The following is a 9,971-nucleotide window of genomic DNA, read 5'->3' on the forward strand; positions in this document are numbered from 1 at the left end:
GTCAGTACAGGCAACTCGTCGGGAACCCGAACCGTGACGGGATCGGCCTTCCGGCCGTCGGCTGTCATTCCTGATCAGCCTCCGCCTCACCGTTCGAGCTGATTTCATCAGACATGCGCTCGACAGCGGCGCGGATGTCGGCGGTGAAGTACCCGCGCACCCGCCGGAGCTCCCCGGTGTGGTCGGGGATGCGGTGTCTGGTCGGTCGGCACTCGAGCTGTCCCATCTGCTTGGCGAAGGTGCCGGGATCGACTTCCAGTGCTTCGGTCAGTTCGGCGCTCGGCACGAACTCGCGCTGGTCGAGCTCGTCTCCGAGGTGGTCCACGATGGAGGCGAGCGGCTCAGGCAGGTCCACGAGCGCGCGGTCGGATCCACCAGACCCGGTGCCCAGCGCCTTGACGACCGCCGCCCGGTCGATCGCCCGCGGCCTGTCGTCACCGGCCGCATGACCGCTCAGCGTTCCCGCGGCCTCGCGCAATGCCCGGCCGCGCTCGCAGATGGACCTCCACCCGGCGTTGTCCATGTAGAAGGTCCGCACGGTCACCGCGACCGCGTCGCCACCAGGTTCGGCCTCGCCATCCGGTCGGAGGATGCCCACGCCCTTGTGGCTCGGCAGCAGCGTCGAGGCGTCGAAGCCCCGGGTGTTCATCTGCTCGCCGAGGACGATGTTGGAGTCCCGCCAGTCCATCACCCGGAGTGCGAAGCGCGAGCCCAGCACTGCGCGCAGCCGGGACGGGATGGTGTTGGAGTCCGGTCGCTGCGTGGCCAGGACGACCACGATCCCGACGGCCGGTCCCTTCCGGGCGAGGTAGGTCAGCAGATCCGCGATGTAAGCGCCGAGAGTCGTCTTCTTGCCTCCGACTTCCTCCTTGGCCGGGTTCTCCAGGTAGACCTGAACCTCGTCGATGATCACGGCGGTGATGGGCATGCCCAGTTCGCGATCCCGCGAGATGGCCGGGGTGATCTTCGATTCCGGGCAGATCTCGTCGTCGAGCGCGGACATCCGGGAGAACCGCGCCTGCACCTCGGCGACCAGCTCGACCAGGTGGTCGCGGACGGATTCGGCCTGTTCTTGATCATCGCCGCAGACGTAGCGGTGGGCGACTGCTTCGGCTGCCTGCCAGTCCTTTCCCCCTTTGCCGTCGAAGACGTACAGCTGCGTGAACGGGTCGAGGATCAGGCCCGCAGCGGGCAACCGACTGGCGCAGGTCTTGCCCTGCCGAGGGATCGATCCGACGATCAGCGACGTCCACACGAGCTGCAGGTCGATCCGACGACTGCGTGCGTCCCGTCCGAACGGAATGGCTCGCCAGGCATCCCAGTACTCCAGGTCCAGCAGCGGGAACCTCAGCGCAGGACCGGAGTACGGGTCCTCGTCAGCCACCCACAGGAACACCCGGCCGGCATGACCACCTCTCCCCCGGACTCGCTCGACGATCAGCTGCAGCTCGTCCACGGCCAGTGCCGAAGCGAGTGCGTCGCGACGCTTGAGGACATCGGCAGCTTTGCGCGTCGCCGGGAGGTCGACGGTGACGGCCCAACCCGAGCCGTCGTGGGCTGCGCGTTCGACGAGGCGAAGCGACTCGTCCTTGCCGATCAGCTTCGCGTCCCGGAACGCGTCGACGAGCACCTGCGGATCCATGGTCCAGGTCAGCGTCCGGGGCCCGGCGAGCACGGGCTTGCGCCCAGGTGCCCCGTCCTTCCTGCGTCCGTACCCGGCCAGTGCGATCGCAGTGACCCCGGCCGCAGCCCACATGGCACGTCCGCCGTACACGGCGTACCCGACAGCGAGCGCAGCGCCGACGGCCAACACGGCAGCACCGGTCACCTTCCAGCGGAACAGGGTGAGTTCGCGGATCTCCACGAACTTGTCGGCGAGCTTCTCGGACTGCTCGGCGGCCTCGCGGTAGTCGTGAACGCGGACCCACTGCCGCCAACCGCGAACCGCGGCCACGAGCCCCCGTCCGACGGTCCGGACGAACCGCCAAGGCGATCGGATCAGGAACGCCAACGCGTCCACGAGCGCGTGCTTAGCAGCTCGGCGCGACTTCAACCCGGCGGGCACGCGCGGTGAACGCAGCCACCAGTTCATGAACCGTTCCCCACGGGTGAGCTGCGGTTCGGGCTCCGGGACCTCATCGATGAGCTCGGCGTCGAAGATGTGCCGTTCCACCTCTCCCGTCGCCGCCGGGGCAGGCGTCGTGTTCTCGTTCATCGCTGCTCCACCTCCGCGGTCAGCGCAGCCGCGAGCCTGGACGACAGTCCGCGCGAACAACCTGTGACCTCGCGGATCCAGGCCGGCGTGACGGTGATGTCCGGACGCCATTCCTCGCGGGCTCGGCCGAGGTACTCGTCGAACGTGATGCGCCGCTTGGGGTCCGGTGAACGACGGACAACCAGTTCCGGCGCCGGCTCGCTGTCGGCGTTCACGGACGCCGCGCGGACGGCTGCGGTGAGCTTGTCGCGGAGGTCGGTCACCGCCTCGGCCGCGACGAAGACGACCAGTGGCGGCACGGAGTGCAGCACCACCATGTCCGCGCTGCGAGCCGCGTAGGCACCCCAGGTGTTCATGACGTACGTGGCCGCGAGCGTGAACCACTTGGCACCACGAACCCAGCCACCGGTGCGGATCCCGCAGCGGGCCGTGACCTGCTCGGCCCGCAGGATCGCCAGCAGCACCAGCGACACCATCGGGTCGAGCAGCCACGCAGCCAGCCACGGCAGCGACCAAACCGGAGCACCGTTCGCGGCGAAGCTCTGGACGTTGGTCATGGTGAACGCAAGGCCGAGCAGGATTCCGCTCCAGCACAACCGGTCGACCTGCTTGCGCACCTGTTCAACGGCTTCGGCGTCGGGGCGGGTAAGCGGCCGACGCCGCTCACCCGCGGTCTGCGGCGCACTCATCGACGCCGACCCTTCTTTTGTTGAGGCATGTCGACGGCGGTCACGGTGAGCGCCCTGGTCAGCGCGTAGGACGCGAACAGAGCCGGAACGCCGAGCACTGCGAGCAGCTGACCTTCGCTGCCGGGGTGCTTGATCACGATCCACTGCACGCCGACGATCGCCGCAGCCGTGACCAGCACGCGCCCCGTCAGGGACATCAACCGCACGCTCGACCGCGCGGCTTCGCTGGCTCGCCGAGTGGCCTTGGCACTCGCCCGCCACACCATGACCAGCGCGAACAAGCCACCGAGCACGGCCAGGACTTCCACGGGGGTCAGCTGGAGCATCATCGCGCAACACCCCTCTCGGCACGCTCACCGCGGCGGAGCCAGTGCGGGTGCAGCTCCCGACGGTCGTCCGCGGACATCCCGCCCCAGACACCGAGGGTGTCGGCACCTCCGGTGCGGAGTTCCAGTTCGAGGCATTCATCGACGAGCGGGCAGCCCTGGCACATCGCACCGGCGAGCTCGCGGTCGGTCAGACACTGGTCCTGCCACACGGGCTCGTCCGGGAACTCCGTCATGCAGAGCCCGTTGCCGCGGACGTGGACACCGAGCAGCTCGGTCGGCGCCCAGCGCAGGCGGTCCAAGCGCCACGCGATCCCGATCAGCCAGAGGTCGTTGTAGGTGGTCATCACTTCCGACCCCCGCCCTGGTATGCCGCAGTCCCGGCCAGGAGTCGGGTCAGCTCGCTCGCGGGGATGGCGAGTCGTCCGTTCCTGCGTTCGGCCCGCAGCTCACCGACTCGGATCGCACGGGAGATGGAGGACGGGTGGAGGTTGAGGATCCAGGCAGCCCGGCGGAGCGAGTAGAAGTCGCGGCGGCCGCTTTTCGACATGGAGGTACCCATCAGAGAAAGCCCTTCGGAAGATTTGGAAGCTGATTTCATCAGTCGGTTACTGATTTCAGCGCTCAATAGGCATGAGAAATCCGGGCCGCGCCCTTTCAGGCGCGGTCATGTCACGAAATGCGTCACGGAACGGCTAACCTCTGCGCGAAGGCGGAGCGCGGAGGAATAGGTGTCGGAAGACTGGGCGGCGGTCGCCAAGGCCATCAACGAGCGCGTGAACGAGCTCGGCTGGCGACAGCGAGAGCTCGCGGAGCGCTCGAACGTCTCGCAGGCGATCGTCCGCGAGATCCAGCACCACGTGGTCGAGCGCAGACGAAGCGCCCGCACGCTGGAGTCGCTGTCCATCGCGCTCGGCTGGCACCCCCAGCACCTGCTTTTCCTGCTGCAGGGCCGAAAGCCGCCCGAATCCGACGAACCGATCTCGGACAGCGCCGACACGGTCTGGTCCCGTTTGGACTCGCTCGAGCAGCGCATGGAAGAGATCACCGAGCGGCTCGACGACCTCAAGGGCGACCTCGCGACGGTCATCGAGCACGTCCGCAAGAACCGTTAGCGCCGGGTGGTTCCGCTTGCTGATTGCTTCGTTTTCCATGCCTCCAATTCCAGGCCGAATCGGTCGGGAAACCGATGCACGAAAACCCCTCAGCCAGCGCTCAACTGATGCTCAACCAGTGCACAAACCCACCGCGAAGGGCCGAACGCGATGAATGTGGTGTCCAGCTGGACGGGGCGAACCGCCTGCGCACTGCAAGCTGCCATGCGAATGAGCAACGACGAGTTCGCCGCCCACCTGGGAATCGGTTTGCGCACGGTTGCCGGCTGGCACGAGAAGCCGAACCGCCGACCGCAGTCCGAGATGCAGCGCACCCTGGACACGGCCCTGGCCCAGGAAGACGACGCGATCAAGGCCCGGTTCGCGGAGCTGGTGAAGGACACCGCCGATACCCCGGCGGAACCGGCGGTCGACGAAGCCGCAGCCGCCGATGCCGAGAAGCGGCTGAGCGCTGACCCCGACATCGGCGCGGCACTGGATTGGCTGGACGAGCACGCGGGATGGAGGCCTGGTACCGCGCGCAAGGAGGTTGCGTCGCGGCTCGCGCGCCTCGATGTGAGCGAGCTGGAGGCCAGGGCAAGCCGTCGAGGGCGCGTTGATCAGCGCAGCGTCGCCGACGTGCTCGGCAAGTACTACGGCACGAAGGCCGGCGAGCATGGCCGGTATGCGGCCCGCTACGACGATTCCCACGCTGAGACGAGCGTCCTGACCTGCACTGATTGGCTCGACCTGGCGTGCCCGTTGTTCGCGGCGCACGACCGGCTCAAGGTCACGAGCTCGGCGCGCGACGTGTTCGCCAAGCTGGACTCCGGCGCGGCTGGCCGCGCTGCGCAGCGACTGGCGGAAACCTTGGCCATGGGGACACGGCTGGTCGACAAGCCGCTCTACCGTCTGCTCGACATCTCCCCCTCGCCGGATGCGATCAACGGCCTGGTGGGCACGTCGCGGTTCGTCGAGTACGCGGTCACCATGGACCTGCTCGAGGGCGAGATGGTCGACGCGATCTCAGCTGACGCCTCGACGGCACACGAGTCGCTGCCGCTTCGCGACAAGTACCTGCCCGACGTCTCCTCCGTGACCGACGTAGCCAACCGCCTCTGCGCCGGTGGCCCGCTCGCCCTGTTCGCAATCGCCCGGCCTGCCAGTCCGTTCCGCGGCGAGGCCGACTACGTGCTTCTGGTGCAGGAACGCTCGGGCAACGTGCTCAACGCAGCACGCCGACTCGCGGTCATCCCCAAGGGCTTCCACCAGCCGATGACCGATCTGCGCGTCGACGCCCAGATCGGCGCGACCCTGCGGCGGGAGGTCGAGGAAGAGCTCTTCGGCCGAGACGAGATCGACAACACGACCAACGACCAGCGCTCCGCCGATCCGATGCACCCGAGCCGAGTGTCCGAGCCGATGCGATGGCTCATAGAGGATCCGAACCGACTCCGCATGGAGTGCACCGGGTTCGGCCTGAACCTGCTGAGCGGCAACTTCGAGTTCGCCAGTCTGATCGTCATCGACGACGAGGAGTTCTGGGAGCGCTACGGCGGCCGGGTCGAAGCCAACTGGGAAGCGGCCGGCCTGCACCAGTACTCGAGCCGCGACGGCGACCTGATTTCCGAGCTCATCGCTGATGTAGCGTGGAGCAACGAAGGGCTCTTCGCCCTGCTGCAAGGACTTCGACGGCTCGCCCAGATCGGCGGCGACCGGGTGAGTCTGCCGTCCATCGAATGGGAGGTTCGGTAGTGAACCGCAACTGGCACCACGGAAACGCTGCGGAAGACGGCAGCGAAACCCGCGGCTGGCTGCTCGGCCACTTCATCGACCCCACCGAAGGCGGAGTCCGCTCCACCAAGGACCTCGAAGTCAAGTGGGGCGCCCACCCCGCCGGCGACAAGCGCCCCGAATGGACCACCGACGACCAGCGCACGACGATGCTGCTATTGGTCGAAGGCCACTTCCGCCTGCACCTCACCGAGGGCACCGTCGACCTCGCCAAGCAGGGCGACTACGCGGTCTGGGGACCCGGCATCGACCACTCCTGGGAAGCGATCACGGACGCCGTAGTCGTCACCGTGCGCTGGCCATCTGCCTCGAACTAGCACCCAATTCCGCCGAAGTCAGGCCGCGCACATGACGCGACACATGCGCAACCGGCGCATGTGCTCAAGCGTCTTCCTCGGTCAACCGGCGACCGCTGTGGTCGAGCCAGTACGACCTAGCGGAAGGCCCACCGGTGCGAGACTTGCTGTATCTCTCCGAGACCAAGATGACGGACTTGGTACCGCAACTACCCCGCAAGGTGCTCAAACGGCTCGGCATGGAAGGGGGCGTGAATTTGGGAGCTGACGCTCTTGCTCGCCCGGCGGTAGCGGCATGGGCCCCGGTTCCAGAATCAAGTTCTTACCCATGAGCTTCAGACCTCCAGATGCGGCCACCGACCGCGCCTGATCCATTCGGGTCCTGACCGTGTTCAGCTCGTCGGCGAACGCCTGCAACGCCGTGCTCAGCGTCGAATACAACTCCGCCAGCGCGTCGGCGTCCCTCGCAAAGTGAACCGCGATTAACTGCATCTATCTCGGTCGACTCGTCAGCGCCCCCTTAATGAAAGGAGGCTCCGAACACGCAGCAGCGGGTCAATACCAGTTCGAACAGTCCCCATGATTGAGCCGAAGGACGGGCAGCCTCGATCGCTCATCGCTGCTCTCATGGAGCTGGCGGATCGCCTGCGAGAACGCGAAGACGCCTTCGTTGCTCCAGGACTCGTCACCGACAAGGTCGCCAACGAGCTGATGGTCACGGCTGGAATACAAGCGCAGTTCCGACGCCTCCCAGTTGGCCTCGATTTCTCCGCCGTAGCGGGCCCAGAACTCGTCGTCCTCGATGACCAGGAGGCACGCGAACTCGTAGTTGCCGCTTACGAGGTTCAGGCCGAATCCGGTGCACTCCATGCGCACCCGGGACGGGTTAGCCGTGAGCCAGCGCATCGGCTCAGACATGCGTCCTGGATGCAACGGGGCCGCTGCACAAGTGCCCTCCACGGTGTTGTCGACGTCAGTTCGGCCGAAGAGCTCCTCTTCCATCTCCCGCAGGAGCGTCGAGGTCAGCTGGGCATCCGCGTGCAGGTCCGTCATTGGCTGATGGAAGCCCTTCGGGATCACCGAGAGCCTCTGCGCAGCGTTGAGCACGTGGCTTGATCGCTGTTGCACCACGATCGCGTAGTCACGCTCGCCCCGATACAGATCTGGCGGACGTGCGATGGCGCATAGCGCAAGCACTCCCCCTGCGCACAGTCGCCCGGAGAGATTGAGGGCGGAGTCGAGGTTCGGCAGGTAGTGGTCCCGCAGCGGGAGTTGGTCTGGCGTGCCAGCGGCAAGAGCATCAATCAGCTCGTTCTCGAGAAGATCCATCGAGACCGCGTACTCGATGAACGGCACTGTCCCTACCTCAGCGGAGATTGTCCCTGGCCGGACCTTCAAATCCAGCAGCCGGTAGAGAGGCATGTTCGCCATCCGAATCCCCTGCGCCGTGGCTTCGGCGAGCCGATCAATCGCCCGGTCCGACGCGACCACCTCTTGGACGACCGACGCATCGGAGCGCAGTGCGACCCTGTCGTTTCCCATGCCGAGCTGACATCCGAGGTTAAGCCACTGATCGCAGGTCAGAACGCTCGTGCGGATCTCGGTGTCCCCACAGGTCACGCTGTAGAAGTGGTGCCCGAGCTCCGCTGCCCCGTAGTAGTCAGCTACTGCTCTGGCAATCTGGCTTCGGCCGACCTTGCGGCGCCGCGCTGGTCGGTCGAGCACTTCGTCGGCGGCCAAAGAGGCGAGGCGGGACGTCACCATCCGTCGCGTCGTTTCAGAGTTCCACCCACTTCGGGCATCGAGCCACGCAAAGGACTGCGCCATATCCACCCGCGCACTAGAGGTTTGAACTGCGGGTGCCTTATCCTGCGGAATACTCGTCGACGCTGCTCCAATGTTGAGGAAAGGTTGCCACGGCGTGTAAGCGTCCTTGTGGTCGGTATCAGACCCTGGCGAAGCCAGCAGAACATCGATGCCCACGCCGAAGATGGCTTCGAGCAACCTCGACGTCGCCGGTCGAGGTCGTCCGACTGGCTTTCCGCTCGGCGTCTGGCCGGCGACGAGGCGCTGCAGGTGACGGACGCTCAACGTGGCCGGTTCGCCGCGGTCGCGCGCGAAGGCCTCGGCCCACACCGTGAACTCCTGCAGCGTCTGCCGCCGCTCCCGGATCTTCTGCTCGAGGACCGTGCGTGCCGTCTGCATTGCAACCCCTTCCCCGCAGCGGCTCCCGATATGTCGCGCGTACGTCGTCATCGCGTCGTACCGCTGACCGGGAGCTGATGTCAGCATGATTTCAGTCTGACATGGACCGCTCACAAACGGTCACGAATTCCCGACCGCCGCCGGATGTCGGCCGCGGCCAGGCCCACCTCCAGGCCCGGCCGCGGCCACCCCTCGAACGGAGATCACGAGTGAACGCAACAGCAGAGCAGGCCGCCTGGTTCCAGTACCGCCCCGGCGTAGTGGTCGAGTCCCTTCGCGTTGCCCACTGCGCCGCACCGACCAGGACCAACACAGTGGTTCAGTCCTGGTGCCGGCTGAAGTTCGATCCTGCAAACCTCGAGCTGGCCGCAGGACCCGGGGAGCCCGTGACCTCCGAGAAGGCACCTGCTTGCGCACCGTGCGCCGCGTGCCTTCTGCGACTCACCGCCGCGACAGATACCAGCACCGTTCTCTCTGCGCACGACTCAGAAGCGTCCGACGACAGCAAGCTCGCGGTCGTACTCCGGAAAGCCCAGTGGTTGCTCGACGATGCCGCACACTACCTCCCTCAGCGGAACTACGACCAATGGGAGCGAGACGCGCTCGCCGCCACGCTCGACCAACTCGCCGGGTTGATCCGCGAGCAACCTCCGGAGCACAAGGGCGCGGCCGAGCAGCCACGAACTCGCTTCCAACTGTGATCACCAATATGAACCGCGGCAAGAGCGGATACAGAACTGCCTGGGCAGGCGATCTCGCCCCGGACTTGCCGACACAACGCCTGCCTCGAATCGATGCCCCGGACCGCAGCGTCAACTGGGCATCCTCCCGGCCTCCACTCAACGTCCTACGCGCCGTGCTGGAAGGCCTTAAACGGCTCTAGGCACTCCAACAGCAAAATCGACGGAGCTGAAGAACATGCAGGTAACGACCTGCAAAGGCTGCGGTGAGCCACTACCGCCGCCTTCTCCACGCGGACGCCCCGCCCGCTACCACGGACCGGCCTGTCGGCAGAAAGCACACCGAGCCCGACTACGAGCACAGGCCGTCCACCAGGATTGGGCAGCACTCGATGAGGTCGACGTGACAATCGCCGAGGTACGGCGACTCATGGCCACTGGCCGGGATCCGCGGTCGGCGTTGGCGCGCTTGCTAACCGCTACGCTCGTACTCGCCAACTTCCACGGCGTGTTCCTATCGACCGAACGGCCTAGCTCACCCAAGCAAACCTACGGACGCAACTCCGGAAATGACTAGCTCTAGTAGTGCTTTGTTAGGTCGGTAATCGGTGGATGTGTTGGTGGCAGGTGGGGCAGGTGCCTGACCAGGTGGCGAGCAGGGTTTGTAGCTCG

General features: G+C 66.3%; 9 protein-coding genes. 4 read left to right on the forward strand and 5 right to left on the reverse strand.

Features of this window, described 5'->3' with window-relative positions; translation table 11 throughout:
- Nucleotides 1-64 precede the first annotated feature (64 nt).
- From EIL87_RS03265 to EIL87_RS03280, 4 genes are read right to left on the reverse strand one after another with little or no spacing between them, the layout of a single operon-like run.
- Complete coding sequence (locus EIL87_RS03265) at nt 65-2,215, reverse strand: FtsK/SpoIIIE domain-containing protein (protein ID WP_125088628.1); 2,151 nt, start codon at nt 2,213-2,215, stop codon at nt 65-67.
- Entirely contained in the window at nt 2,212-2,904 is a 693-nt protein-coding gene (locus EIL87_RS03270; protein ID WP_125088629.1) for a hypothetical protein, read from the reverse strand. The genes EIL87_RS03265 and EIL87_RS03270 overlap by 4 nt, the downstream gene beginning before the upstream one ends.
- Nucleotides 2,901-3,233, reverse strand: coding sequence for a hypothetical protein (locus EIL87_RS03275; protein ID WP_125088630.1), 333 nt, complete (start codon nt 3,231-3,233; stop codon nt 2,901-2,903). The genes EIL87_RS03270 and EIL87_RS03275 overlap by 4 nt, the downstream gene beginning before the upstream one ends.
- A complete protein-coding gene (locus EIL87_RS03280; protein ID WP_125088631.1) occupies nt 3,230-3,577 on the reverse strand; it encodes a WhiB family transcriptional regulator in 348 nt (115 codons plus the stop codon). Before EIL87_RS03280 ends, EIL87_RS03275 begins: the two co-directional genes overlap by 4 nt.
- Before the next feature lie 384 nt (nt 3,578-3,961).
- Between EIL87_RS03280 and EIL87_RS03290 the strand changes: the two genes are divergently transcribed.
- The 3 genes from EIL87_RS03290 (at nt 3,962) to EIL87_RS03300 (ending at nt 6,435) form a co-directional block, all read left to right on the forward strand.
- Complete coding sequence (locus EIL87_RS03290) at nt 3,962-4,345, forward strand: helix-turn-helix domain-containing protein (RefSeq protein WP_125088633.1); 384 nt, start codon at nt 3,962-3,964, stop codon at nt 4,343-4,345.
- A 204-nt stretch (nt 4,346-4,549) separates the two neighbouring features.
- Nucleotides 4,550-6,079, forward strand: a complete 1,530-nt coding sequence (locus EIL87_RS03295) for a transcriptional regulator (RefSeq protein ID WP_233575988.1) — start codon at nt 4,550-4,552, stop codon at nt 6,077-6,079.
- On the forward strand, nt 6,064-6,435 hold the full coding sequence (locus tag EIL87_RS03300) for a signal peptidase I (RefSeq protein ID WP_125088635.1): 372 nt from the start codon (nt 6,064-6,066) through the stop codon (nt 6,433-6,435). The genes EIL87_RS03295 and EIL87_RS03300 overlap by 16 nt, the downstream gene beginning before the upstream one ends.
- A 534-nt stretch (nt 6,436-6,969) precedes the next feature.
- On the opposite strand, the gene EIL87_RS03305 is transcribed toward EIL87_RS03300, so the two are convergent.
- Entirely contained in the window at nt 6,970-8,619 is a 1,650-nt protein-coding gene (locus EIL87_RS03305; RefSeq protein ID WP_199740222.1) for a transcriptional regulator, read from the reverse strand.
- Nucleotides 8,620-8,828: 209 nt separating this feature from the next.
- Between EIL87_RS03305 and EIL87_RS03315 the strand changes: the two genes are divergently transcribed.
- Nucleotides 8,829-9,320, forward strand: coding sequence for a hypothetical protein (locus tag EIL87_RS03315; RefSeq protein ID WP_125088636.1), 492 nt, complete (start codon nt 8,829-8,831; stop codon nt 9,318-9,320).
- Nucleotides 9,321-9,971 lie beyond the last annotated feature (651 nt).

This window comes from Saccharopolyspora rhizosphaerae (assembly GCF_003931915.1).
Lineage (GTDB): Bacteria > Actinomycetota > Actinomycetes > Mycobacteriales > Pseudonocardiaceae > Saccharopolyspora > Saccharopolyspora rhizosphaerae.